Source organism: Candidatus Tisiphia endosymbiont of Ptychoptera albimana, assembly GCF_964026605.1.
Classification (GTDB): Bacteria; Pseudomonadota; Alphaproteobacteria; order Rickettsiales; family Rickettsiaceae; genus Tisiphia.
In genome coordinates this window covers 574460-597736 of sequence record NZ_OZ032164.1, presented here as the reverse complement: position 1 = coordinate 597736, position 23277 = coordinate 574460, and the positions used below count along the sequence as shown (strand labels likewise).

Sequence of the window (23277 nt, the reverse complement as noted above, 5' to 3'; positions counted from 1 at the left end):
TTAAGTATACTAAAGTGGTAAGTTATCATGCTTCTTCCATGGTAATTGTATTTTTTTGTTTTGAAGAAAGTTTAGTGCTTTACATATACGCCATCTAGTATTTTGAGGCTTTATAATATCGTCTAAGTATCCTCTAGATGCTGCAGTGAAAGGAGAAGTAACAGTATCTTTATACTCTTGGATTTTTCGTTTTTTTGATTCTGTATCTTTGCATTCTTCTTTAAATATTATTTCAGCAGCTCCTTCAGCTCCAAGTACTGCAATTTCTGAGTTGAACCACGCGTAATTCACATCACCACGAAGATGTTTTGAGTTCATAACTATATAAGCTCCACCATAAGCTTTCCTAGTAATTATGGTAATTTTTGGTACAGTTGCTTCAGCGTACGCATATAACAATTTTGCTCCATGTTTAATAATTCCGTTATGCTCTTGATCAGTGCCAGGTAAAAAACCTGGTACATCAACTAAAGTTACTATTGGGATATTAAACGCATCACAAAAACGAACAAACCTTGCTGCCTTTCTTGATGCGTTAATATCCAAACAGCCAGCTAAATGTAATGGTTGATTCGCAACAAATCCTATAGGTCTTCCTTCCATATAACCAAAGCCGATTATAATGTTTCTAGCAAAATCTGGTTGCAGCTCAAAAAATTCTCCTTCATCAACAATACGCTCAATTAATTCTTTCATGTCATAAGCTTTGTTCGGAATGCTTGGGACTAAGGTGTTTAGGGACATATCAACCCGATCAGCTGGGTCTTCGGTACGACGATGTGGTAGGGGACTACGATTTGATAGAGGTAAAAAATTAAAAAACCTTCTAGTTTCTAGAAGTAGCTCTATATCATTTTTAAAAGCAAGGTCAGCAACACCACTCTTTGTAGTATGCATTTTTGCCCCGCCAAGTTGTTCTTGGCTTACTTCTTCACCTGTAACAGTTTTAACTACGTCTGGTCCTGTTACAAACATATAAGAAGTATTTTTAACCATGAATATGAAATCTGTTAAGGCAGGAGAATAAACAGCACCACCAGCACAAGGTCCCATAATTAAGGTGATTTGCGGAATGATACCAGAAGCAATTACATTGCGTTGGAATAATTCACCATAACCAGCAAGGGCGTCAACCCCTTCCTGAATTCTTGCCCCCCCCGAATCATTTATGCCAATAACTGGGGCTCCTACCGCTAGAGCAGAATCGAGTAGGGAACATATTTTTTTAGCATGATACTCACCAAGGGATCCACCTAACACGGTAAAATCTTGGCTATACACAAAAACCAACCTACCATTTATGGTACCATGTCCAGTTATTATACCGTCCCCAAGGAATTTTTTGTCGTTCATGCCAAAATTACTGCATCTATGTTCAACAAACATTCCTGTTTCTTCAAAACTCTCAGGATCTAGCAATACTTCTATCCTTTCTCTTGCAGTAAGCTTACCTTTTTTATGTTGTAAGGCGATTCTCTCTCCTCCCCCACCTTGACGGGCATTATTACGTTTTTCATCAAGTGATTCAGGAGAGTTTACAATATGTTGATTCATTATGGCTATACTAGTTCATTATAAAATCATAACCTGTAGTATAATAATAAAATGTCGAAAAGATAGTAGAAATTTATTTGAATAGTTATAGAATTTAACTTACTACTGAATTTGTCAGTTCTTTACTTGACAGATGAAATGGTTTAGATATAGACATAGTTCAGGAATAATATTTACAAATAACTAAATCTAAAGGAAAAAAATGAACTATGCCGAAATCTCTAAGAACACAATGTCATGTATATATAAATCTTATGAAAGTCTTAATGAATCTCCTCTTGATAATGGACTAAGATCCTTAATTGAACTGAGGGTATCACAAATAAATAGCTGCTTTTATTGTTGCAATTTACATCTTACAGATGCTAGAAAGAATAATGTGCCTCAAAAGAAGTTAGATTTATTACCAATTTGGTCCTCTAGTAAAGAGGTATTTAGTGAAAAAGAAGTTATAGCTCTAAGATGGTGTGAATTAATAACGCGGGGTTTCTTCGAGGAAATTGACGCAATGAAAGATGAAATATTACAGTATTTTTCTGAGAGAGAAATTGTAGATATTACTATTTGTATTTCAATTATGAATGCCTTAAATAGAATAGCTATAAGCTTAAAAACACTTTAACTGTGGGTATATATCTATAGTTTTTGGGTGGTATAACATAAGTGATATGTATTTTATAGAATGCAGTGAAAAACTTAAACAAGTTTATAGGAAGGGTTTTATAACAAAGGAAAAGCAGCAGAAATTGCAAAATAGTGAGAGTAAATTTCAAAAACTGTCTAGTGCTTTAAAACAGAATATAGCAAGAAGAAAAAATAGCCAAAAAGTTCATATTGAGGATAAAAACAAAAGTGAAAATAATTAAGATCGCACCTTCGTTACTGTCAGCAGATTTTGCTAATTTGCAAAAAGAAATCAGTTCTTTGGAAGAAGCTGGCGCTGATATGATCCATATAGACGTTATGGATGGACATTTTGTACCTAACTTAACATTTGGACCTCCTATAATAAAAGCTTTACGACCTCACACTACATTACCATTTGACGTACATTTAATGATTAATAACCCAGAATATTCGATTAAAGACTATGCTAGTAGTGGAGCAGATATTATCACTATCCATCCTGAAACCACTATTCATCTTGACAGAACTTTAAGTACTATTCAAAATTTAGGGTTAAAAGCTGGTGTGGCATTACTTCCCTCTACAAGTCCAAATTCTATAGATTATATTATTGATAAAGTAGATCTAATTCTAGCAATGACCGTAAACCCCGGTTTTTCTAGCCAAAAATTTATAGAGAATCAGCTAGAGAAAGTCAAAATTATTTCAGAAAAAATCAAAAATTTTGGTAAACCTATAATGCTTTCTGTAGATGGAGGAATAAATGATGTTACTGGTAAGAACTGTATAAAAGCTGGAGCTGATATTTTAGTATCAGGTAATTTTATTTTCCAATCAAAAGATTATCAAAAACAAATAGACTTACTAAGACATTAAATATTGATGGAGAGTATTGCCATGTTCCTTAAGCCATAATCTAGCCAACTTATAGTCAGGATAAAGTCTTGCTACTAAATTCCAAAAACGAGGACTGTGATTCATTTCAATTATATGACATATTTCATGGGTCACTAAGTATTTTAATATTTTTTTTGGAGCAAAAATAAGACGCCAATTAAAAGCAAGTACAGCCTTACTAGAGCAGCTTCCCCATTTGCCCTTATTATTCATAATTTTAATTTTAGTAAAGTTTATATTATGTTCTTTCGCTAGAAGAGTAGCCAGTTTTGTGGTTTCTAGTAACAACATATCTTTTAAAAACCTTACTAAAGTACTTTTGTGTTGTGAGGGTAAAGAATATATCTGAATAACATCATCCGTGATTTGTACTTTTTCATAATCTGCATCAATATTTAATAACGAATATACTTCGTCAAAGACTGTTATTGTGTTATAATCAAAGGGGGGCTTGTTTAAGAATTTTTGCAGTTTTTGCCTAACCCAAGATTCTTTTTCTAACAAAAATTTATATCCTGTATTAAAATTTTTATTAGGTAAAACTAATTCAGCTCCTTTGTGGTTTATTCTAATGCTAATTCGTTTAGCTTTAGTACTATATCTTACTGGAATGTTAATATCAGACCCTAGTTTATCTAAAGTAATCTGCTGATGTTTCATGTTTGAAATCTAATTTAAAAATTATTATTAATATAGTATATTGACAATTCTAGTTAATTAAATTTATTAAGAGTAACTTAATTATGCATACTTTATCTTTTAACGTAGATGATCAGTTAAATGAACAAATTGAAACTTTTGCTAAAGTGCATGACCGTAGTAAAGCCTATATACTAAGAAAAGCTGTAGAGTTATATTTAGTCGATCAAAATGATCTTACAATTGGCAGGCAAGCTTTAGATGAGTTTTATAACGATGGTTTTAAAACTTATTCATTAAATCAAATTAAAAAGGAAAATGGCTTATAGTATTCTGTTTACGGATCGTAGAAATTACGGAGGCTAGAGGACTCTCGCTTATCATCCCAACGCCGTTATTAAGCCTATATAGCTGCAAAGTTCAAATTACTCTGTATTTAAAATCTAATATTATTTTATAGCCAATGATAGTATCATATGATACTATCATTTTATGAGTAAAAAACCACCTTTTCAAGTAAGTAATAAAATACTTACATTATTGCAAGATATTGCATATGAGCTTGGTATTCTATCCGGAGCTAAGCTTTCTTTGCCTGCAGTAAAACTTAGAAAAAGTAACCAAATAAAGACTATCCATTCTTCTTTAGCAATTGAAGGCAATAGTTTAAGTTTAGACCAAATAACCGATATAATTGACGGAAAACCGGTGCTAGGTCCTAAAAATGATATTATTGAAGTTAACAATGCCATTAAATTATACAATAATTTACATAAATTAAATCCATTATCAATAGATTGTTTATTAGAGGCACATAGATTATTGATGCAAAAGTTAATAGTTGATAATGGCTATTTTCGAGCTAGCGGAGTTGACATATTTAAAGGCAATCAAATAGCTCATATAGCTCCTAAAGCTAATCGTGTCCCATTATTAATGAATAAATTATTTCAGTTCATAAAAGAAAATAAGGATATTCCGTGGCTAATTAAAGCTTGTGTATTTCATTATGAGCTAGAATTTATCCATCCTTTCTCAGATGGTAATGGACGAATGGGTAGGTTATGGCAACAATTATTATTAATGAAAGCAAATCCAATTTTTAAATATATTTCGGTAGAGGTACTAATAAAAAACGAACAAAGTGAGTACTATGACGTTTTAGCTGAGTGTGATAAAGTAGGGGAGTCTACCTTGTTCATTGAATTTATGGCAACACAGATACTAAAAGCTCTGCAACTATATGTTAATAATGTAGTATCGCAAATCAAAACTCCTAAGTCTAGGTTAGAATTTGCTAAAATAAAATTACCAAATAGTTGGTTTTCAAGGAAAGATTATATTCTGTTACATAAGGATATTTCTTCTGCGTCGGCCAGTCGTGATCTAATCTTTGGGGTTAAGGAAGGTATCCTAACCCATAAAGGTATAAAAAATCAAACTTGTTATAAATTTCAATAATAGACTCTTCCGTTAAATTAAGTTATAAAAGAAATCTAGAAAGAATGAGTGGATATATTAATGGAAAATTATGATCTAGCGATTATTGGTGGTGGACCAGGTGGTTACGTGGCTGCAATTAGGGCCGCACAACTAAATAAAAAAGTTGTGTTGATTGAGAAGGAGCATTTAGGGGGAGTTTGCTTAAATTGGGGTTGTATACCAACAAAAGCATTGCTTAAATCAGCTGAATTATTTCAAAAAATTAAACATGCTAAAGATTATGGTATTATAGTAGGTGAAGCAAGTTTTGACCTAAAAAAAATAGTACAGCGTTCTAGAGATATATCGACGCAGTTAACATCTGGTATTAAATCTCTGCTAAAAAAAAATAAGGTTACGATAATTGATGGCACGGCTAGCCTAGGAACAGGCAAGGTAGTAGAGATCAATAATAATGGTCAAAAAATTTTGATTAAAGCAAAGGACATAATAATTGCCACAGGTGCAAGGTCTAGAATCTTAGATGGATTTGAGCCGGATGGCAAGCAAGTTATTACCTCCAAAGAGGCTATGGTTCTTGATAAATTACCAAAATCTATGATTATCGTTGGATCAGGAGCGATTGGTATAGAATTTGCTTCATTTTATAATGCTTTAGGAACAAATGTCACTGTAATTGAAGTGCAAAATAGGATATTACAGGCTGAAGATGAAGAAATTTCTTTAATGGCACGAAAAACTTTTGAAAAAAAGGGTATAAAAATTCATACTAATAGCAAATTGTTAAATCATAGCCAAACACAAGATCATATCACGATTGAAGTTGAGATAGAAGGCAAGAATCACAAGATACAAGCTGAAACTTTGCTGATGGCAGTTGGTATAGTTGGCAATACGGAAAATCTTAATCTAGAAAAAACTAATATCAAAATAGATAGAGGTCATATTATTACCAATCAGTTTATGCAAACTGATGAACAGGGAATTTATGCAATAGGCGATGTCACATCAGCACCATGGCTTGCCCACAAAGCAAGTCATGAAGGTATTATTGCTGTAGAAACTATTGCGGGGCTTAAAGCTCATCCTATAGAAAAACGTAATATTCCAGGCTGTACTTATTCCTCACCTCAGATTGCTAGTGTAGGACTTACTGAAGAACAAGCGAAAAAAGCTGGTTACCAAGTGAAAATTGGTAAATTCCCATCTATCGCTAATGGTAAAGCCTTGGTTGATGGTTGTACTGAAGGGATGATTAAAACGATTTTTGATGTGAAGACTGGTGAATTGTTAGGAGCCCATTTGATAGGCGAAGAGGTTACTGAACTAATTCAAGGTTATGTGATTGCTAGAACTATGGAAGGTACAGAGCTTGATTTAATCAATACTATTTTCCCTCATCCAACTTTATCTGAAATGATGGGTGAGTCAGTATTGCAGGCTTATGGTAGAGCTATTCATATATAATTAAAAAAATTCTTTTTGTTACTTAGTGGTAAGCATAAATTATGTTATAAATTGTCCTAGAATTAATATGAGGAAAAAAAATGAGTAAAATGAACCGTGAAGATTATGGAGTTTATCCACCAAGGAGGAGAATAAACATTGTTATGCAGCATGGCGTGTCATTTGGTGCGGCACTTGCTATGGCTATTTCATTTAATATAAACCATTCTGTATTATGGGCAATCGTGCATGGCTTGTTTTCTTGGCTGTATGTGGTTTATTATTGTTTGATTTAGTTTTAGCATAATAAAAACGGATCATATATACTCTTCTGCTTTGAAGAATTGGTTCTTGCAAATACTTGTGGGAGATTCGTGTGCTCACGTACTTCATGTACTGTTTGCGTTCGTTCACTCCTTGTTTATTAGACTTGCTGCATAAATCAAAGATAGTTGAGGGATTTTTAGGAGAAACGAAGCCGAGCACCGCAGCGTACACAGACGTACGTGAGGAGCGGAGGCGAGTTTCGACGACAAAATCACCAACTAGATTGACTTATGCAGTAAGTCTATTGTCTCCATTCTCTAAATCATTTGAGTATATAAGACGCTAAGATTATAGAATTTTATGGATATAAAAACATAATGATTAACAATAAATTAGTACGTAACTATACTTCTGCTTTATTTGATAATGCATTGGCAAGTAGCTTGGAAGATAAAATATTACAGCAGATTACCATTATTAATCAATTTATCGAGGATAATCCGCAAATCAAGGCTGTTATATTTTCTCCGATAGTAAAGGATATTGACAAATGTAAAATAATTGAGTTAATTACAGAAACCTTTAATATCGAATCTATAGTTAAGCGGTTTTTGTTAATATTACTAAGGCATTCACGTATGCCTATTTTATCAAACATAATAGTATTATACCAACAACTACTTAATAACAGCAGAAATATTAAAATGGTAAAAGTAACTTCTTCTAAATCTTTGCAAACTAGAGAGAAAGAATGGTTAACAAAATATTTAGCAGATGAGTTTCAGCAGAAGGTTGTCATAAATTTCCACCGAAATCAGTCAATTATTGGTGGTATTGTGGTACAATATGATAGCATAGTTAGGGACTATTCTATTGTTGGAATGTTAGAAAAAATAACGAAAACCTTGAAAGCTACAAAGGTAGGTTAAATAAATTTTATATGAGGAATAACTATGGGGTCTACCCAACAATTAAAGGCTGTCGAACTTGCTGAAATATTAAAAAAAGAAATTGCTAACATTGATCAGCTTAGCGATTTACGAGAAGTAGGGCAGGTTGTAACAGTTGGCGATGGTATAGCTAGGGTATATGGTATCGATAAGGTGGAAGCTGGCGAGGTAGTTGAGTTTGCGTCAGGAGTAAAAGGTCTAGCTCTTAATCTTGAAACAGACTCTGTAAGTATTGTATTAATTGGTAGTGATCGAGAAGTCAAACAAGGTGATGCGGTAAAAAGAACTGGAAAGATTTTACAAGTACCAGTTGGTAAGTCGTTGCTTGGTAGGGTCGTTGATGGTATGGCAAATCCTATTGATGGTAAAGGCGAGATTATAACTGATACATATAGGAATATAGAAGAAAAAGCTCCTGGGATAATTGTTAGAAAAAGTGTTACAGAGCCGGTGCAAACGGGCATTAAAGTAATTGATGCCCTAATTCCTATTGGTAGAGGTCAGAGGGAGTTAATTATTGGTGACAGGCAAATAGGTAAAACCGCTATTGTTATCGATACTATTATTAACCAAAAACAAGCTCATCTTGACGGTGATGAAAAAAATAAAATTTATTGTATTTATGTAGCTATTGGTCAAAAAAGATCGACTATTGCACAGGTAGTAAAAAGATTAGAAGACTCAGGAGCAATGGAATATACCACAGTTGTGGCAGCTACTGCCTCTGATCCTGTTGCATTACAATATGTTGCTCCTTACACTGGTTGTAGTATTGGTGAGTATTTTCGTGATAATGGTATGCATGCACTAGTTATTTACGATGATTTAAGTAAACATGCTGTTGCTTATAGACAAATCTCACTATTACTTAGAAGACCGCCGGGACGTGAAGCTTATCCAGGAGATGTATTTTATCTACATTCTAGGTTACTTGAACGAGCAGCAAAAATGTCAGATGAATCTGGTGGTGGATCTCTTACGGCTTTGCCAATTATTGAAACCCAAGCAGGTGATGTTTCCGCATATATTCCAACCAATATTATATCAATTACTGATGGACAGATTTTTTTAGAAAATGAGTTGTTCTATAAAGGTATCAGACCAGCGGTAAATATTGGTATATCCGTGAGTAGGGTAGGATCAGCAGCACAAGTAAAATCTATGAAGCAAGTGGCAGGAAGTGTGAAACTTGAGTTAGCACAATTTAGGGAATTAGCAGCTTTTTCTCAGTTTAGTTCAGACTTAGACGTTTCAACTAAACAACTTATTTCACATGGTACAAAGCTTAGCGAAATATTAAAGCAGGATCAATATAGCCCTTTCCCTGTTGAGGAACAAGTGGTTAGTCTTTATGCTGGGGTAAGAAATTATCTTGATAGTATTCCTGTTGAACGAATAAAAGAATTTGAGCATAGAATGCTACAAGAAATAAAACTGAGTGAAAACGATATTTTAGTATCTATTAGAGAGCAAGGACGAGTTACTGAAGAAATGGAACAAAAGTTAAAAATTTTCTTAGAAAATTTTGTGCAAAACTTTAATGCTTGTTCAGTAAGTTAAATCGACTTCAGGTTAAGATTAATTAGGTAGCTATGTCAGGTTTAAAACAGTTAAGATCTCGTATTAAGAGCATTACAACAACGCAAAAAATTACTAAGGCTATGCAGATAGTTTCGGCTACTAAGTTTACAAAAGCCAAAAACCAAGTTAAGGACTCAGAGGATTATATTGGGATTCTACAGGATATAATGTCTAGTGTGGCATCTAGCAATAATTTACAGGATATGCCTCTCGAACAGAAAAAATTTTTTTCGGAAGGATTATTAGACCAAGGTGATGTGAATAGATCTCTTGCAGAAGTAGAATTATGCAATAGGTCTAATATAAATAAGTTACATTTACTAATAGTAGTCACTTCCGAACGAGGCTTGTGCGGAGCTTTTAATTTTTTACTGTCCAAGCAGGTAAAATCTGATATTGCAAATTTGGAAAATGCTGGTAAACAAGTAAGGCTTATTATTATTGGCAAAAAGGGTTATGATGCATTTAAGGGGCAATATTCCCATTATATTGATAATTATTATGAGTTTCCAAAAGCTCATAATAATAATTTGTCATTTCAGGTCAAAGAAAAACTGATGGAGATGGTAGAGGATTCTAGAATTAGCAATTGTCAAATATATTTTAACAATTGTAAAAATGCTATGGTACAGATTCCAACTAAAAAGCAAATATTGCCAATTGAAAAACAGCTATGTTCAAATGAGAAATATTTGAGCTATGAATATGAAGGTGAAGGACTTATTTTGCATATGATTAATCTTTATGTATCGGCTCAAATTAATTATGCTCTACTACAAAATAGAGCTAGCGAAGAAGGAGCTAGAATGACAGCAATGGATAATGCAACAAAAAATGCTAAGGAGCTTATTAATAAATTAACACTAAAACTTAATAGATCTAGACAAGATCTGATTACTAAGGATTTGATAGAGATTATTGCAGGGGCAGAAGCCGTATAAAAAATAAATTAAGGTAAAATATGACAAAAACTATTGGCCAGATTGTGCAGATTATTTCAGCTGTAGTTGATGTGCAGTTTAGTAGTGATGGTAAATTGCCAAAAATTCTCAATGCACTTGAGTGCAATAATAATGGAGAGAAAGTGATACTAGAAGTATCACAGCATATAGGAGACGATATTGCTAGATGTATATCTATGGGACCAACAGAAGGGTTAGTAAGAGGGCAAGAAGTAATAGATACAGGAGAGACTATTAAGATACCTGTCGGTATTGGCACACTCGGACGCATAATAAATGTGGTTGGTGTACCAATTGATGAAAGAGGTAAGATTGATTCAACTGACTTTGCTTCAATTTACAAACCAGCTCCAAGTTTTGTTGATCAATCAACTGAAAGAAACATTTTGGTTACAGGGATTAAGGTCATTGATCTTTTAGCTCCTTATTCAAAAGGAGGAAAAATTGGGTTATTTGGTGGTGCTGGGGTAGGAAAGACAGTGTTAATTATGGAACTTATTAATAATATAGCAAAAGCACATGGAGGATATACGGTTTTTGCAGGAGTTGGGGAACGGACTAGAGAAGGTAACGACCTTTATCATGAAATGATTGACTCTGGGGTAATTGATTTAAAAAATCCCAAAAAATCTAAAGTAGCTCTTGTTTATGGGCAAATGAACGAACCACCCGGTGCAAGAGCTAGAGTTGCTTTAAGTGGTCTTACTATAGCCGAAAGTTTCAGGGATTTAGATGGAGGACAGGATGTCTTGTTTTTTGTCGATAACATTTTTCGCTTTACTCAAGCTGGTTCTGAGGTATCAGCCCTTTTAGGAAGAATACCTTCAGCAGTTGGTTATCAACCAACACTGGCAACAGATATGGGAGAGCTACAAGAGCGTATTACTTCAACAAAGCTTGGATCAATTACCTCTGTGCAGGCTATTTATGTGCCAGCAGATGACCTAACTGATCCTGCTCCTGCTGCCTCTTTTACCCATTTGGATGCTACTACCGTACTTAGTCGACAAATTGCTGAGCTTGGTATTTACCCGGCAGTAGATCCACTTGATAGTAGTTCACAATTACTAAATCCGGCAATTGTTGGAGAGAAACATTATTCGGTTGCTCGTGAGGTGCAAAAAGTTTTGCAGACATATAAGTCTTTGCAAGATATAATTGCCATTCTAGGAATGGATGAGTTATCGGAATCAGATAAATTAACCGTTACTAGGGCAAGGAAAATTCAACGCTTTTTATCTCAGCCTTTCCATGTTGCCGAAGTATTTACAGGTATAGCTGGAAAATTTGTCAGTTTAGCTGATACTATTGAAGGGTTTCATGGGTTGGTTTCTGGCAAATATGACTATTTACCAGAGGCTGCTTTTTATATGGTTGGTAGCATTGATGAAGCAGTAGAGAAAGGTGAAACACTTAAAGAAAAAGTGGCATAATGAATAAAACAATTAGAGTTAAAATTGTAACGCCAGCGAATGTTGTGTTTGACATGGAAGCTCAGATGATAACAATGCCGGGAGAATTAGGAGAATTTGAGGTTTTACCAGGTCATGAGTTATTGATTGCAAATTTAAAAGATGGATTGACAAAAATTACAGTAGATAATTCTGTATTTAAGTATTTTATCTACTCAGGGTTAGCTGAGGTCACATGGACAAATGTAAATATAGTAACAGAGTTTGCTGTTGATACTAGTAGTTTGCAACTACATGACATAATTAGAAAAATAGACTCTTTAACAAAAGAAATAGACGAAGAAATTGATGATACAAAAATTGATATTATTAAATTGGATATTGCTAGATATGAATCTTTGCTAGCTCATATTTAAAGAATTAAACAATTCTTCAAAGCATTCGAGTATATACTGCTCGTAAATGAAGAGTTGGTAGACGATAGTATAACATTCTTCTAGGCTATTTTCTTAGATACCAGCCGCGCCTACCGCCTGAGATGATATCAAAAATGCATGGATGATACGCTAGGCTATTAAACCGATGTCTTACATCTATACTTGAGGTTAATGATGATAAAGTGTACTCGTAAAATTGAATTTGATGCAGGTCATAGAGTTGTTGGACATGAGAATAAGTGTCAATTTCTACATGGTCATCGTTATGTCCTTGAAGTTACAGTGGAATCAAATGTTACTGATAATCTTGGTATGGTTATAGATTTTGGTTACATGAAGTCAATAATACAAAAGTGGATAGATGATAATTTTGATCATAATATTATATTACACCAAAATGATAGAGAAATGGGGGATAGAATATGTGAATGGACTGGTCAAAAAATATATTATATGCAGGAAAATCCAACTGCAGAAAATATAGCGTTACACTTAAAATTAAATATTTTACCAAAATTATTTACTAATAATTCTTTTATTATTACAAAAGTCAAATTATTTGAAACACCTAATTGCTTTGTTGAGGTATAAGTGGTACAAAGATGTTGTGTGATCTTAACTACGACCAATGACCAGCAGGTGGTAGATAAAATAACAACTAGCTTATTGGAAGAAAATCTAGCTGCTTGTATACAAGTAGATAATATAGTCAGCTATTTTAAATGGGAAGGCAAGATATCTTCTGTGCTAGAATATCGTATTGTGATAAAGGCTAAGTCTGATAACTACAATACAATAGAAAAGGTGATTACTGATATACATAATTATGATCTTCCTCAAATAATAAAGCTCGACATTCAAGATGGGCTGTCTAGCTATTTAAATTGGGTAACTCAAAGTATCTAATTTTAAGAGAGTGTTTATTAGAGCTAAGATTTACTCAAACTATATAGTCCAATGTTTCCTGAGTTTAAGTCAGCGATGTTATACTCTTCTGCTTTGAAGAATTGTTTTTTGAAAATATCATGGATTCGCATGCGTAATTATACTATATGTACACCTAGCATGCTTACCATTCATTTTCAAATCCAATTCTTCAAATCATTTGAGTATATCTAGAATTCCAAAGTTGGTGTCATCCTGAACACAAGTGGATATTATCTTGAATTTATTTCAGGATGATGTCGGATCAAAACACTCTTTAATTTAATTAAGTAAAACAATGAAATTATGGAAAAAAGTTACCTTGGGATTAATCCTAGGTATAATGTTTGGTATATATTTTCCTGAATATGTATCTTATATAAAACCGGTAGGAGATATTTTTTTGCGTTTGATCAAAATGATTATTGCTCCTTTAATATTTTTTAGTTTAGTAGCAGGCATAACTAGTATGAGTGACCCTACTTCTCTTGGCAGAGTAGGAATAAAGGCTGTTACTGCTTTTTTAGGAACTACTTTTTTTGCCGTAGTTTTTGGTCTTACAGTTGCTCTTGTATTAAAGCCAGGTCATGGTGTTCATATTAACTTTGATGTTGCCTCAAATATTTCACAAGAGAAATCCTTTAATATGATTGATTTTTTTGTGAATATTGTGCCTGATAATGTCGTAGGAGCTTTTGCCAATTCTAATGTTTTACAAATTGTATTCTTTGCAATATTTTCTGGACTTATACTAAATAAAATGGGAACTAGTGCTGCACCTGTTAAAGATTTATTTCATAGATTATCAAAAATGGTATTAAAAATGATCTCAATGATCATTCAACTTTCTCCATATGGTGCATTTGCTTTAACGGCTTGGGTAGTCGGTACGCAAGGTTTTGATGTAATGATTAGTTTATCAAAATTAGTTGCTGCCGTAGTGATTGCCATGATATGTCAATATGGTATTTTTGGTGCGTTAATTTATGTATTTTGTCGAATGTCACCATTACCTTTTTATAAAAAGAGTTTGGAATACCAAGTACTTGCCTTCTCTACTTCTAGTAGTAAAGCAACGCTTGCTACAACTATGCAAGTTTGTCGTGAACGTCTAGGCATCTCTGAATCTAGCACTTCTTTTGTATTACCACTTGGTGCATCGATAAATATGGATGGGTTTGCAATAAATTTATCTCTTACTACCATATTTTTTGCCCAAATGATGGGTGTAGATTTAGCATTACATGATTATTTAGTCATTATTATCACCTCAACTCTTGGCTCTATAGGTGGGGCTGGTATTCCAGGGGCTTCTTTGATAATGCTGCCTATGGTGCTATCTTCAATCCATTTACCGATTGAAGGTGTTGCTATAATTGCTGGAATTGATAGGATATTAGATATGTTACGTACCACCATTAATATTACAGGTGATGCAACAATTACCTTGATTATCGATAATAGTGAAGGTACTCTAGATAAAGATACATATAATTCGGTTTAGGTAATTATGTATAATATTGAGTTTACTAAACAAGCAATGAAAGATTTGCATAGGATTCCTCAAGGTTATGCAGTTCTTATACTTAAGAAAGTAAAACAATTATCTATTAATTCGCATAATACAACATTAGATGTAAAAAAACTAAAAGGAGTGGAAGGAGCGTATAGGCTACGTTTAGGAGATTACAGAGTAATCTATGAAATAGATGATAAAAGATTATTAATTAACATAATTAAAATTCAAAGTAGAGGCAATGTATATGGTTAATTTGGATAATATAAGTTTTATTGAAGATTCACATGGTAAGAAGAAGGCAGTGATTTTGTCTATAAAAGCTTATGAAGAAATTAAAGAAAGATTAGATGAATTAGAAGATATCAATGCTTACCAGCAGGTTAAAAGTAATATACAAGAAAATTTTCCTATTACTATTGCAGAAAGATTAATTGTAGGTAAAGAATCAAAAATTAAAATATTTAGAGAGTACCGCACACATACTCTAACTCAACTTGCTGAAAAGTTAAATATAAGTGCAGCATACTTATCGCAGGTCGAAAATAGAAAACGCGAGGGGAATATAAATTTATATAAAAAAATATCTCAAGCGTTAGATATAGATATTGATTTATTGATTTAAGTTAGTTATGAGGTTTATATGAAAGTTATTAATGCGAAAGAAGCACAGAATAATTTTGATAATTTGATGAATAGTGCAATAAAAGTTCTAGTAGTTATTAACAAATATGGTAAGCCATTTTCGATATTGATGTCTTATGAAGCATATGAGTATCTTAGTAAATTAGAAGATTTTTACGGGGCAGTACAAGCTAAGCAAGCTAAGAAAAATGGTATGTTGACACAAAAGAAAACAGAAGAATTTTTAAGTAAGATATTAGAGGAGTAATTCTAAATATTAGCTTATCAAAAGATGCTAAAAATTAATAAAAAAATACATTTTTTGTATTAGTGGGCAACATAAAATATGATAAAAGAGAACATATGACAAATAATGGAATTAAAACTTTGGAAAATGTTGAATTAAAAATAGGTGATAAGTCTTTTAATTTACCAATAAAAAAAGCATCGATTGGTCAAGATGTTATTGATGTTAGCGGTATATATTCATTAACAGGCTATTTCACTTATGACCCTGGTTTTATGTCTACAGCAGCTTGTAAATCTGCAATGACGTACATAGATGGGGATCAAGGGATATTAAGACATCGGGGATATGATATTAAAACGTTAGCAGAAAAAAGTAATTTCTTAGAAGTCGCCTATTTACTGTTAAATGGTGAATTACCAACCACTAATCAGTATAAATCTTTTTCTCAGAAAATTACTAATCACTCGCTGGTTAATGAACAGCTTAGAAGCTTATTTATGGCTTTCCGTCACTCAGCTCATCCTATGGCAATTATGCTGGCTGTGGTAGGATCTTTATCTGCATTTTATCCAAGTTTTTTAAATGTAGAAGAAAATGAACGCGAGTTAGCTGCTATTAGAATGATTGCAAAAATGCCAACTATTGCAGCAATGGCATATAAATATTCAATAGGTCAGCCTTTTATATATCCTGATAATAGTTTAGATTTTACTGAAAATTTTCTCCATATGATGTTTGCGACGCCTTGTGAAAAATATAAGGTAAACAAAGTAGTAAAGAACGCCTTAGATAAAATATTTATTCTCCATGCTGACCATGAGCAGAATGCCTCCACTTCAACAGTACGTTTGGCCGGATCATCCGGTGCTAACCCGTTTGCCTGTATCAGTACTGGCATAGCATCTTTATGGGGACCAGCACATGGCGGAGCAAATGAGGCAGTAATTAATATGCTGAAAGAGATTGGGACAATAGACCGTATTCCACAATATATTGCAAGAGCAAAAGATAAAAATGATTCTTTCCGCTTAATGGGCTTTGGTCACCGAGTCTATAAAAATCATGATCCAAGAGCAGTTGTACTTAGAGAGACCTGCAAAGAAGTATTAGATGAATTAGGAGAAAATAATAACCCATTACTCCAAATCGCTACTGAGCTTGAAAAAATTGCTCTCAATGACCAATATTTTATAGATCGTAAGCTTTATCCAAACGTTGATTTTTATTCTGGTATTATTTATCAAGCTATGGGGATACCATCACAGATGTTTACAGTGCTTTTTGCTATAGCAAGAACTGTTGGTTGGATGGGACAATGGAAAGAGATGCATGAAGATCCTGAACAAAAAATTAGCAGACCTCGGCAATTATATACTGGGTATGTACAAAGAGAATTTATTCCTTTTGATAAAAGATAATTATAGTAAAATCCTATATAGTCGATCCGTCAAAAAGGCTGTAGACACAAGAGATAATACATGTTCGTGGTCAGAAATCATATCAAAATCCATAAGATTTTTACCTTATTTTGTTCAAAACCTTATGGATTTTCAAAATTTTTAAGTCTACTCACTAACAATGCTTGTTATTCCTAGCTAAAGTCGGGAATCTAAAATGGTTTCCAAAAAGCCCTGAGGTACTATAGATTCCGCACCGAAGCAGGAATGACACCTCTTGCGTTTAAATATAGTAGATGTTGTGTTTTTAGACTTTTGAAGGATTGACTATTTAACTATTATATTCTAGCAATAGATTAATTGACTCCTCTACACCTGCAAGAGCAACATCGCCGTTACTGTTTTGTCTGTCATTAGTATTTAGATTTTCAGGAGTACTGACGAGATTTGAAGCATCATGACAAGCTAAACTATAGTTTAGCTCAAAACCATTCAAATTTCTTAAAGAATCATATAACATTGAAAACGAATTTGCCTGTGCACAAGCACATAACCACTCTCTTGTGTCAACATCTGAATCACTGATGGCTTGCCCTAGGGTTTTAAGGATTTATTGCAGTCATCAGATGTTTTATGCTGTAATAGACTTAATAGCAACTCAAATACTGCACATTCATGCAAATTTTCATTTACTTGCTTTAAATTATAGTCATCGCAAGACCGTAAGATAAGACTGTAACACCTAGAAAAACTACCTGCGTTTATTGCATCCAGCAAATCACCACTAACAGCTGAAAACAACTTCTTTGAATTATTTTTTTTACTGGTTTTAAAATTTTCTAAGTCTAGTATTGTTAACATGATATCTTTTAAAATAAAATTATAAAACTAATTGCACCATTAACATAATTAGTAAAAAGCAATTTTGCAAGTATTATCTCCCTAGAATATATGCTCAGGTAGAACTTCAAGAATTGGCGTTCCCGCGACCAAAGATCGAAGCTGCCTAGTTACTCATGTACGCTACGCCGCTCGACTTTGCTACTGCCTAGCTCTTCTTGAAGTTATACTATCGTCTACCAACTCTTCATTTACGAGCAGTATACCATAATCAAGAAGGTAAATATGACAGTTATTTCACTTAGCCTTTTCATCTCCAGGTAATACATAACTTGGTCCTTGCCAACTTGATGAAAAATCAAATTCTCTATATGGTTGGTCGAGTTTCACTGGCTCATATACTACTTTTGCAAGATTCTCATCATATTTAACCTGCACGTAACCCGTTAATGGGAAGTCTTTTCTGAGAGGATGACCGACAAAATCATAATCTGTTAGAATACGACGATTATCATGACCCCCAGCAAAAATTACTCCAAACATATCATATGCTTCGCGTTCATACCAGCAAGCAGCACTAAATATTTTGGTAACTGAGGGGATTATGTCATGTTCTCCAGCCTCAATTTTTACTAATATACGTTTATTTAATTTAAGACTCAGTAAATTATACACTATCTCAAACCGATTAGAGCGGTTTAGGAAATCAGCAGCAAACAAATCTGTCAACACAGTAAAACGCAAATCCTCAGATTCCTTAATTGCCGATAAAAATGGTAGCAAACTTTCTATAGTAGATTTATAGCTAATAAAATGCATATTCAAATCATTTACAGGCAAAGCAGTTATCTCAAGCTCCTGATTTTTTATTAAGTCGTCAATGATATTTTCCATTGTCACCTTCTCTAAATCTAGTAGTTCTTCTAATTTTCTTTTGTAACTGCATTAAACCATAAATCAAAGCTTCAGCAGTTGGAGGGCAGCCTGGCACGTATACGTCTACTGGAACAATCTGATCACAGCCACGCACTACCGAGTAGGAATAATGGTAATAGCCGCCGCCATTGGCACAGCTTCCCATTGACAGAACCCACTTAGGTTCAGTCATTTGGTCATAAACTTTTCTAAGAGCCGGAGCCATCTTATTTGTTAATGTCCCTGCAACTATCATTAAATCAGATTGACGAGGGCTTGGTCTAAACAACATGCCAAAACGATCCATATCATAGCGGCTAGCAGCAGCTTGCATCATTTCTACCGCACAACATGCAAGACCAAAACTCATAGGCCAAAGTGAATTAGATCTAGCCCAGCCTATCAAATCATCGAGTTTAGTTATAAGGAATCCTCGATTTGAAATTTCTTCTTCAAGGAGCTTATCTTGATCATATAGATCTATCTTTGCTTGCATGTCATTACTCCCAGTCTAAAGCTCCTTTTTTCCATTCATATACAAAACCGATGGTAAGTACCAATAAGAAAAACATCATTGAGAAGAAACCAAATTTACCAATTTGTCCAAGCGTAATAGCCCATGGCACCAAAAAAGTTATTTCTAGATCAAAAATAATAAATAAAATAGCTACTAGATAAAAACGTACGTCAAATTTACTTCTAGCATCACCAAAAGGTTCAAATCCGCATTCATAACTATCCAACTTAGCCTTATTATATTTTTGAGGAGCTAAAAGCCTTGGCAATGTAACTATTACCAATGACAAAACTGATGCTATACCAAAAAACACAGCTATAGGCAAGTATTCCTGTAAAATATTAGATGTTTCCAACATTAGTAATTGTACTCCTGTGATTTTGAAAGAAGTAACTTAAACAAAATCATCGCTCCAAAAGAGCTGCAAACCCACCATATTTGCCAAATATTAAATGAAATCATACCTATTATGTAATAATTTATAAAGCAAGCATAGGCAACTGACTTGTAATTTAATACATCTATTTTGTTATTTTCAGTCGTTCGATTCATCTTACCACTTTTAGAAGACTGCACTAAGGATATATTACTAATTTTTTGAATATATTTATAAATTAAAGATAAAAATAGTATAAAACCTATTAAGCCCGTCTCAAATAAAATTTGCATTATATTATTATGTGGGTGTAGAGGAAGGGGAGACCACGTCCACTGATTATAGCTAATCATTTGTTTCTCATCAATTTTAAAATTTCTTGATGAAGCAAATCCATGTCCTAAAATTGGTTTCTTGATAATTTGCTTGGCAACAAAGTGCCAAATAAATACACGGTGCTTAGCAGAGTCTGGTAGAAACTTGGCATAGTGATCTGAGGCATAATGTGGTTGTATTTTATAGGCAATTATCGGCATCATTATTGAACCGGTAAGCATAGCCAAGGTAAATAATTTCAAAAAAATAGATTGTAGAGATTTGGATGCTAACAATCTATTTGTTAAAAATACTAACCCACCTACGGTAAATGCTAAAAAGCTTGCCAAACTATCAGAGATAGATAATAAATAAAAAATTATCAGGTAATATATTAGTGCTAATAAATATCTATGATATGATATAATTATAGCTATAGCTACCCATGAAAGAACTGATAATAAAGAACACCCACGATCAAGAGTGAATAAAAAGAATTGATTTGAAGATTTTGGCTGAAAAACAGTACGGAAAGCTCTTGTTATAATACCATGAGATGCGTATTCTATAAAAAACAAAGCAATTGCAGCCAATACTCCTATAATAAAATATATTTTTATTTTAGTTACATTTATGGATAATTTGTCAATATTGCTATTTACGATAAATCCTATTAGAACAATTAAACAAACCTGTAGATAGTTAAATAAAGAGGAGGGGTAATTAGGTGAATAAAAATTTGTTATAAGACACCAAAGACAAAATAGTAATTCCAGTTTCCAATTGGATAACAAAGATTCTTTAATAGTGGCGTATTTAAAATGAATAAAGATTTTATCTCGCAAAGCAATTAATATAGTTAATAACAACAGAGGAACTGTTACTGCAGCAGAAAAACCAGAAATCAATCCAACTACTGGAAATAGCATTACTAAAATGTAAAACAGGGATTGTATCATTCTTAAATATCCTATAAACAATTTTTAGCAAAGATTTCATAAATAGGATGTTCAAAGGTGGAAACTGAAATGCTTGATGAGATAATCCATCCTTGAAAAATTAACATAGGGTCTTCATCAATCTTATGCTCTGTAATGGTTAATAGCATGTAATTATCCTCATTGTAAGGATCAAGATTTTTAATACATTTATGAAGTTTAATTTGAATATTACCAAAATATTGTGGTTCATTAGGCTTTAATACCAGCTCCTTTGATGTTGCTGTGATTTTATTTAAAGCAATAACCTTACCAATACTGTAAGTTTTTAATTCTGAATGTTCAACATTATTTTGTATATTAGGTAAGTTATTAGAATCAGCAACATGCTCAGTAAAATTATGATTTTTTAATTCATTACTTTCATCTGTAGTATCAAGGAATTCCATATTTTGGGTAGTATCTTCAGCTTGTCCATAAGAAGAAAGAATACATAAAAACCCCATTATACTAGCAAATATAAGGTGCTTCATCAATTTCTGCAACATGCGAAAATAATAATTCTTTAAGTTATAATTTGCCCCAATTCGAGATAAGAATTAACTAATTCTTATCTCGAATGGGCTTTAATATTATGGATTGCCACACTCACGTACGTTCACTCGCTAATAGACATATATACTGCTCGTGAATGAAGAGTTGGTCGACGAAGCAATCTATAATTTCATCGAATTTGGACTGTGCTGAATTATACTAGCATGCAGCAAAATTGTATATATAAAATTTTATGATAGTGTAATTCATCTCTAGTAGTTTAAAATAAGTAAAATTTTAGTAATTTTTCTATTGTAATTTATTTTTCTATACTCCATATTGGTAGGATCACTACATAAAGATCAAATGAAAACTAAAAATATTAAATTTTTGGTTAGTTATTTGTTTTCTTATGAATCAATATCACTAGAGTAAGCCTTAATGCAAGCTATTATCCGCCTTATATTAACAAACCCAAAAATTAACTCTAAATTTAGAACTGGTTTTTCATACTTTTCTATATTCCTTTTTATGGGGTTTGCCACTTTTGTATCTTTATCGATCAATAAGTTCGTTAGTGATACTATGTCAATGACCATAGCAGAGCCAGAGATACTAGAATCTTCAGAAGAACTATCAAATGAAATCTCCCAAATTATAACAGTCAAAAAAGGTGATACATTAAAGGCAATACTTTTACGGCAACAAATTCCAAATAATGAAATAAACCAAATCGTAAAACTAATAAAAGACAAGAATATTGAATCTTCCCTGAAGATAGGACAGCAACTTGTTTTTGATTATGAGATAAACATTACGGAACAAGATGATGAAGACCTTGCTGCTGAATCACGTACATTAAATAAACTGACTATAGCGTATGATAAAGTCAAATCTTTAGAAATTATTAGAGAAGGTGAAGATTTCCTTGCAAGAGACGTAACCAAAGTTTTCAATAAGCTATTAACTAAATCGTCGGTAGTTATTAATTCAAACTTTATGTCAGCTTTAAAATCGTTAGGGTTATCGAGTAATAGTATAATTGAAATGATCAACTCATATAGTTATCAAATTGATTTTCAACGTCAAATTAAGAGTGGTGACACTGTAACTGTTATAACCGAAAAATTTGTTACCGAGGATGGTAAATTTTCTCATCATGGTAAGGTTTTATATGTATCACTTAATTTATCTGGTAAGGAATATAATATTTTTCGATATTCTCCAAATAATGCAGAAAATAATCATGATTTCTTTTCTGAGGATGGTAAAAGTGTCAAAAGAAGTTTGCTTAGAACACCTGTTAAATTAGTTAGAGTTTCTTCTCATTATGGTAATAGACATCATCCTACTTTAGGCTATACTAAAATGCACAAAGGTGTTGATTTTGCTGCTCCAACTGGTACGCCGATTTATGCTGCAGGTAATGGGGTGATAACTGAAATAGGATGGAAATCTGGCTACGGAAAATTTATACAGATTAAACATAGTCAAAATCTATCAACTGCTTATGCTCATGCTTCTAATTTTTCTAAAAATCTTAAGCTAGGAAGTATAGTTAAACAAGGTCAAGTTATTGCGTATGTTGGTAGTACTGGTAGAACTACTGGACCACATTTACATTATGAAGTTAAAATAGGTGGTAAGAACATAAACCCTATGCACGTTAAATCTACTCCAGGCATAGAACTTGCTGGCAAGCAATTAGCAAAATTTAAACAATTTAAAAGTAATGTAAGGTCTTTAAGTAATGAGCTTGATAATAAGTCAGAGATTGCTGAAAATTCAGCAACAAAATTCTTGAAATCTTAAGGAGTTAATATAGTTCTCGTTTCTTATTATGTGATAAAGAAAAAATCCTTGATGAGTTTAGAAAAAATACAATCTTACTAAATTATTTAAGTAATTTTTAGACA

The 23277-nt window shown here is 33.0% G+C and carries 30 protein-coding genes; 21 read left to right on the top strand and 9 right to left on the bottom strand.

Features of this window, described 5'->3' with window-relative positions; translation table 11 throughout:
- Nucleotides 1–9: 9 nt before the first annotated feature.
- Complete coding sequence (locus AAGD36_RS02930; protein WP_341755878.1) at nucleotides 10–1554, bottom strand: acyl-CoA carboxylase subunit beta; 1545 nt, start codon at nucleotides 1552–1554, stop codon at nucleotides 10–12.
- A gap of 232 nt (nucleotides 1555–1786) precedes the next feature.
- On the opposite strand from AAGD36_RS02930, the gene AAGD36_RS02925 reads away from it, so the two are divergent.
- Genes AAGD36_RS02925 through rpe form a run of 3 tightly spaced genes read left to right on the top strand, consistent with a single transcriptional unit; the run spans nucleotide 1787 to nucleotide 3057 of the window.
- Nucleotides 1787–2176, top strand: a complete 390-nt coding sequence (locus tag AAGD36_RS02925; protein ID WP_341755877.1) for a carboxymuconolactone decarboxylase family protein — start codon at nucleotides 1787–1789, stop codon at nucleotides 2174–2176.
- A 46-nt stretch (nucleotides 2177–2222) separates the two neighbouring features.
- Nucleotides 2223–2420 (top strand): hypothetical protein, encoded by a 198-nt coding sequence (locus AAGD36_RS02920; protein WP_341755876.1) that lies wholly within the window; start codon nucleotides 2223–2225, stop codon nucleotides 2418–2420.
- Nucleotides 2407–3057: a ribulose-phosphate 3-epimerase gene (gene rpe / locus AAGD36_RS02915; RefSeq protein WP_341755875.1), complete on the top strand. Its 651-nt coding sequence runs from the start codon at nucleotides 2407–2409 to the stop codon at nucleotides 3055–3057. Before AAGD36_RS02920 ends, rpe begins: the two co-directional genes overlap by 14 nt.
- On the opposite strand, the gene AAGD36_RS02910 is transcribed toward rpe, so the two are convergent.
- Nucleotides 3046–3738 (bottom strand): SprT family zinc-dependent metalloprotease, encoded by a 693-nt coding sequence (locus AAGD36_RS02910; protein ID WP_341755874.1) that lies wholly within the window; start codon nucleotides 3736–3738, stop codon nucleotides 3046–3048. The two genes, rpe and AAGD36_RS02910, sit on opposite strands and share 12 nt — an antisense overlap.
- 83 nt (nucleotides 3739–3821) lie before the next feature.
- On the opposite strand from AAGD36_RS02910, the gene AAGD36_RS02905 reads away from it, so the two are divergent.
- The 17 genes from AAGD36_RS02905 to AAGD36_RS02825 all read left to right on the top strand — a co-directional run bounded on the left by AAGD36_RS02905 (nucleotide 3822) and on the right by AAGD36_RS02825 (nucleotide 16947).
- The gene (locus tag AAGD36_RS02905; RefSeq protein ID WP_341747822.1) at nucleotides 3822–4046 is read left to right on the top strand and encodes a DUF6290 family protein; all 225 of its coding nucleotides are present in this window, start codon (nucleotides 3822–3824) and stop codon (nucleotides 4044–4046) included.
- A gap of 163 nt (nucleotides 4047–4209) precedes the next feature.
- Complete coding sequence (locus AAGD36_RS02900; protein WP_341755873.1) at nucleotides 4210–5178, top strand: Fic family protein; 969 nt, start codon at nucleotides 4210–4212, stop codon at nucleotides 5176–5178.
- Nucleotides 5179–5238: 60 nt separating this feature from the next.
- Complete coding sequence (lpdA, locus tag AAGD36_RS02895; RefSeq protein WP_341755872.1) at nucleotides 5239–6627, top strand: dihydrolipoyl dehydrogenase; 1389 nt, start codon at nucleotides 5239–5241, stop codon at nucleotides 6625–6627.
- 80 nt (nucleotides 6628–6707) lie between these two features.
- Nucleotides 6708–6902: a hypothetical protein gene (locus AAGD36_RS02890; RefSeq protein ID WP_341751782.1), complete on the top strand. Its 195-nt coding sequence runs from the start codon at nucleotides 6708–6710 to the stop codon at nucleotides 6900–6902.
- Nucleotides 6903–7036: 134 nt separating this feature from the next.
- The gene (locus AAGD36_RS02885; protein ID WP_341755871.1) at nucleotides 7037–7219 is read left to right on the top strand and encodes a hypothetical protein; all 183 of its coding nucleotides are present in this window, start codon (nucleotides 7037–7039) and stop codon (nucleotides 7217–7219) included.
- A gap of 31 nt (nucleotides 7220–7250) precedes the next feature.
- Nucleotides 7251–7802 carry an ATP synthase F1 subunit delta gene (atpH, locus tag AAGD36_RS02880; protein ID WP_341755870.1) on the top strand — a complete coding sequence of 184 codons (552 nt, stop codon included), beginning with the start codon at nucleotides 7251–7253 and terminating at the stop codon, nucleotides 7800–7802.
- A gap of 24 nt (nucleotides 7803–7826) precedes the next feature.
- On the top strand, nucleotides 7827–9383 hold the full coding sequence (gene atpA / locus AAGD36_RS02875) for a F0F1 ATP synthase subunit alpha (protein ID WP_341755869.1): 1557 nt from the start codon (nucleotides 7827–7829) through the stop codon (nucleotides 9381–9383).
- 32 nt (nucleotides 9384–9415) lie between these two features.
- Nucleotides 9416–10345 carry an ATP synthase F1 subunit gamma gene (atpG, locus tag AAGD36_RS02870; RefSeq protein ID WP_341755868.1) on the top strand — a complete coding sequence of 310 codons (930 nt, stop codon included), beginning with the start codon at nucleotides 9416–9418 and terminating at the stop codon, nucleotides 10343–10345.
- 20 nt (nucleotides 10346–10365) lie between these two features.
- A complete protein-coding gene (gene atpD, locus AAGD36_RS02865; RefSeq protein ID WP_341755867.1) occupies nucleotides 10366–11799 on the top strand; it encodes a F0F1 ATP synthase subunit beta in 1434 nt (477 codons plus the stop codon).
- Nucleotides 11799–12194 (top strand): ATP synthase F1 subunit epsilon, encoded by a 396-nt coding sequence (gene atpC / locus AAGD36_RS02860; protein ID WP_341755866.1) that lies wholly within the window; start codon nucleotides 11799–11801, stop codon nucleotides 12192–12194. The genes atpD and atpC overlap by 1 nt, the downstream gene beginning before the upstream one ends.
- A gap of 195 nt (nucleotides 12195–12389) precedes the next feature.
- Nucleotides 12390–12806, top strand: a complete 417-nt coding sequence (locus AAGD36_RS02855) for a 6-pyruvoyl tetrahydropterin synthase family protein (RefSeq protein WP_341755865.1) — start codon at nucleotides 12390–12392, stop codon at nucleotides 12804–12806.
- A gap of 18 nt (nucleotides 12807–12824) precedes the next feature.
- The gene (gene cutA / locus AAGD36_RS02850; RefSeq protein WP_341755864.1) at nucleotides 12825–13121 is read left to right on the top strand and encodes a divalent-cation tolerance protein CutA; all 297 of its coding nucleotides are present in this window, start codon (nucleotides 12825–12827) and stop codon (nucleotides 13119–13121) included.
- Between the two features lie 316 nt (nucleotides 13122–13437).
- On the top strand, nucleotides 13438–14643 hold the full coding sequence (locus tag AAGD36_RS02845) for a dicarboxylate/amino acid:cation symporter (protein WP_341755863.1): 1206 nt from the start codon (nucleotides 13438–13440) through the stop codon (nucleotides 14641–14643).
- A gap of 6 nt (nucleotides 14644–14649) precedes the next feature.
- Nucleotides 14650–14910, top strand: coding sequence for a type II toxin-antitoxin system RelE/ParE family toxin (locus AAGD36_RS02840; protein WP_341755862.1), 261 nt, complete (start codon nucleotides 14650–14652; stop codon nucleotides 14908–14910).
- The gene (locus AAGD36_RS02835) at nucleotides 14903–15280 is read left to right on the top strand and encodes a helix-turn-helix transcriptional regulator (RefSeq protein WP_341755861.1); all 378 of its coding nucleotides are present in this window, start codon (nucleotides 14903–14905) and stop codon (nucleotides 15278–15280) included. The genes AAGD36_RS02840 and AAGD36_RS02835 overlap by 8 nt, the downstream gene beginning before the upstream one ends.
- An 18-nt stretch (nucleotides 15281–15298) precedes the next feature.
- Nucleotides 15299–15547, top strand: coding sequence for a type II toxin-antitoxin system prevent-host-death family antitoxin (locus tag AAGD36_RS02830; protein WP_341755860.1), 249 nt, complete (start codon nucleotides 15299–15301; stop codon nucleotides 15545–15547).
- 95 nt (nucleotides 15548–15642) lie between these two features.
- Nucleotides 15643–16947: a citrate synthase gene (locus AAGD36_RS02825; protein WP_341755859.1), complete on the top strand. Its 1305-nt coding sequence runs from the start codon at nucleotides 15643–15645 to the stop codon at nucleotides 16945–16947.
- Nucleotides 16948–17257: 310 nt separating this feature from the next.
- Here the strand turns inward: AAGD36_RS02825 and AAGD36_RS02820 are convergent, their stop codons facing one another.
- The 7 genes from AAGD36_RS02820 to AAGD36_RS02790 form a co-directional block, all read right to left on the bottom strand.
- Nucleotides 17258–17446 carry a hypothetical protein gene (locus AAGD36_RS02820; RefSeq protein WP_341755858.1) on the bottom strand — a complete coding sequence of 63 codons (189 nt, stop codon included), beginning with the start codon at nucleotides 17444–17446 and terminating at the stop codon, nucleotides 17258–17260.
- Between the two features lie 74 nt (nucleotides 17447–17520).
- A complete protein-coding gene (locus tag AAGD36_RS02815) occupies nucleotides 17521–17787 on the bottom strand; it encodes a hypothetical protein (protein ID WP_341755857.1) in 267 nt (88 codons plus the stop codon).
- Nucleotides 17788–18063: 276 nt separating this feature from the next.
- Complete coding sequence (locus tag AAGD36_RS02810) at nucleotides 18064–18666, bottom strand: NADH-quinone oxidoreductase subunit C (protein WP_410521243.1); 603 nt, start codon at nucleotides 18664–18666, stop codon at nucleotides 18064–18066.
- Nucleotides 18644–19177 (bottom strand): NADH-quinone oxidoreductase subunit B family protein, encoded by a 534-nt coding sequence (locus tag AAGD36_RS02805; protein ID WP_341747808.1) that lies wholly within the window; start codon nucleotides 19175–19177, stop codon nucleotides 18644–18646. The genes AAGD36_RS02810 and AAGD36_RS02805 overlap by 23 nt, the downstream gene beginning before the upstream one ends.
- Nucleotides 19178–19181: 4 nt before the next feature.
- Nucleotides 19182–19556, bottom strand: a complete 375-nt coding sequence (locus AAGD36_RS02800; protein ID WP_341747807.1) for an NADH-quinone oxidoreductase subunit A — start codon at nucleotides 19554–19556, stop codon at nucleotides 19182–19184.
- Nucleotides 19556–20848, bottom strand: a complete 1293-nt coding sequence (locus tag AAGD36_RS02795; protein WP_341755856.1) for an O-antigen ligase family protein — start codon at nucleotides 20846–20848, stop codon at nucleotides 19556–19558. The genes AAGD36_RS02800 and AAGD36_RS02795 overlap by 1 nt, the downstream gene beginning before the upstream one ends.
- A gap of 11 nt (nucleotides 20849–20859) precedes the next feature.
- Complete coding sequence (locus AAGD36_RS02790; RefSeq protein ID WP_341755855.1) at nucleotides 20860–21360, bottom strand: DUF2155 domain-containing protein; 501 nt, start codon at nucleotides 21358–21360, stop codon at nucleotides 20860–20862.
- Nucleotides 21361–21802: 442 nt separating this feature from the next.
- Here AAGD36_RS02790 and AAGD36_RS02785 point away from each other — a divergent pair, with 442 nt between their 5' ends.
- On the top strand, nucleotides 21803–23173 hold the full coding sequence (locus tag AAGD36_RS02785; RefSeq protein WP_341755854.1) for a M23 family metallopeptidase: 1371 nt from the start codon (nucleotides 21803–21805) through the stop codon (nucleotides 23171–23173).
- Nucleotides 23174–23277 lie beyond the last annotated feature (104 nt).

Coding starts and splice junctions, on each gene's coding strand:
- AAGD36_RS02930 (WP_341755878.1), bottom strand. CDS start 1,554: ATGAATCAACATATTGTAAACTCTCCTGAATCACTTGATGAAAAACGT.
- AAGD36_RS02925 (WP_341755877.1), top strand. CDS start 1,787: ATGTCATGTATATATAAATCTTATGAAAGTCTTAATGAATCTCCTCTT.
- AAGD36_RS02920 (WP_341755876.1), top strand. CDS start 2,223: ATGTATTTTATAGAATGCAGTGAAAAACTTAAACAAGTTTATAGGAAG.
- AAGD36_RS02910 (WP_341755874.1), bottom strand. CDS start 3,738: ATGAAACATCAGCAGATTACTTTAGATAAACTAGGGTCTGATATTAAC.
- AAGD36_RS02905 (WP_341747822.1), top strand. CDS start 3,822: ATGCATACTTTATCTTTTAACGTAGATGATCAGTTAAATGAACAAATT.
- AAGD36_RS02900 (WP_341755873.1), top strand. CDS start 4,210: ATGAGTAAAAAACCACCTTTTCAAGTAAGTAATAAAATACTTACATTA.
- lpdA (WP_341755872.1), top strand. CDS start 5,239: ATGGAAAATTATGATCTAGCGATTATTGGTGGTGGACCAGGTGGTTAC.
- AAGD36_RS02890 (WP_341751782.1), top strand. CDS start 6,708: ATGAGTAAAATGAACCGTGAAGATTATGGAGTTTATCCACCAAGGAGG.
- atpH (WP_341755870.1), top strand. CDS start 7,251: ATGATTAACAATAAATTAGTACGTAACTATACTTCTGCTTTATTTGAT.
- atpA (WP_341755869.1), top strand. CDS start 7,827: ATGGGGTCTACCCAACAATTAAAGGCTGTCGAACTTGCTGAAATATTA.
- atpG (WP_341755868.1), top strand. CDS start 9,416: ATGTCAGGTTTAAAACAGTTAAGATCTCGTATTAAGAGCATTACAACA.
- atpD (WP_341755867.1), top strand. CDS start 10,366: ATGACAAAAACTATTGGCCAGATTGTGCAGATTATTTCAGCTGTAGTT.
- atpC (WP_341755866.1), top strand. CDS start 11,799: ATGAATAAAACAATTAGAGTTAAAATTGTAACGCCAGCGAATGTTGTG.
- AAGD36_RS02855 (WP_341755865.1), top strand. CDS start 12,390: ATGATAAAGTGTACTCGTAAAATTGAATTTGATGCAGGTCATAGAGTT.
- AAGD36_RS02845 (WP_341755863.1), top strand. CDS start 13,438: ATGAAATTATGGAAAAAAGTTACCTTGGGATTAATCCTAGGTATAATG.
- AAGD36_RS02840 (WP_341755862.1), top strand. CDS start 14,650: ATGTATAATATTGAGTTTACTAAACAAGCAATGAAAGATTTGCATAGG.
- AAGD36_RS02835 (WP_341755861.1), top strand. CDS start 14,903: ATGGTTAATTTGGATAATATAAGTTTTATTGAAGATTCACATGGTAAG.
- AAGD36_RS02830 (WP_341755860.1), top strand. CDS start 15,299: ATGAAAGTTATTAATGCGAAAGAAGCACAGAATAATTTTGATAATTTG.
- AAGD36_RS02825 (WP_341755859.1), top strand. CDS start 15,643: ATGACAAATAATGGAATTAAAACTTTGGAAAATGTTGAATTAAAAATA.
- AAGD36_RS02820 (WP_341755858.1), bottom strand. CDS start 17,446: ATGTTATATGATTCTTTAAGAAATTTGAATGGTTTTGAGCTAAACTAT.
- AAGD36_RS02815 (WP_341755857.1), bottom strand. CDS start 17,787: ATGTTAACAATACTAGACTTAGAAAATTTTAAAACCAGTAAAAAAAAT.
- AAGD36_RS02805 (WP_341747808.1), bottom strand. CDS start 19,177: ATGCAAGCAAAGATAGATCTATATGATCAAGATAAGCTCCTTGAAGAA.
- AAGD36_RS02800 (WP_341747807.1), bottom strand. CDS start 19,556: ATGTTGGAAACATCTAATATTTTACAGGAATACTTGCCTATAGCTGTG.
- AAGD36_RS02795 (WP_341755856.1), bottom strand. CDS start 20,848: ATGATACAATCCCTGTTTTACATTTTAGTAATGCTATTTCCAGTAGTT.
- AAGD36_RS02790 (WP_341755855.1), bottom strand. CDS start 21,360: ATGAAGCACCTTATATTTGCTAGTATAATGGGGTTTTTATGTATTCTT.
- AAGD36_RS02785 (WP_341755854.1), top strand. CDS start 21,803: ATGCAAGCTATTATCCGCCTTATATTAACAAACCCAAAAATTAACTCT.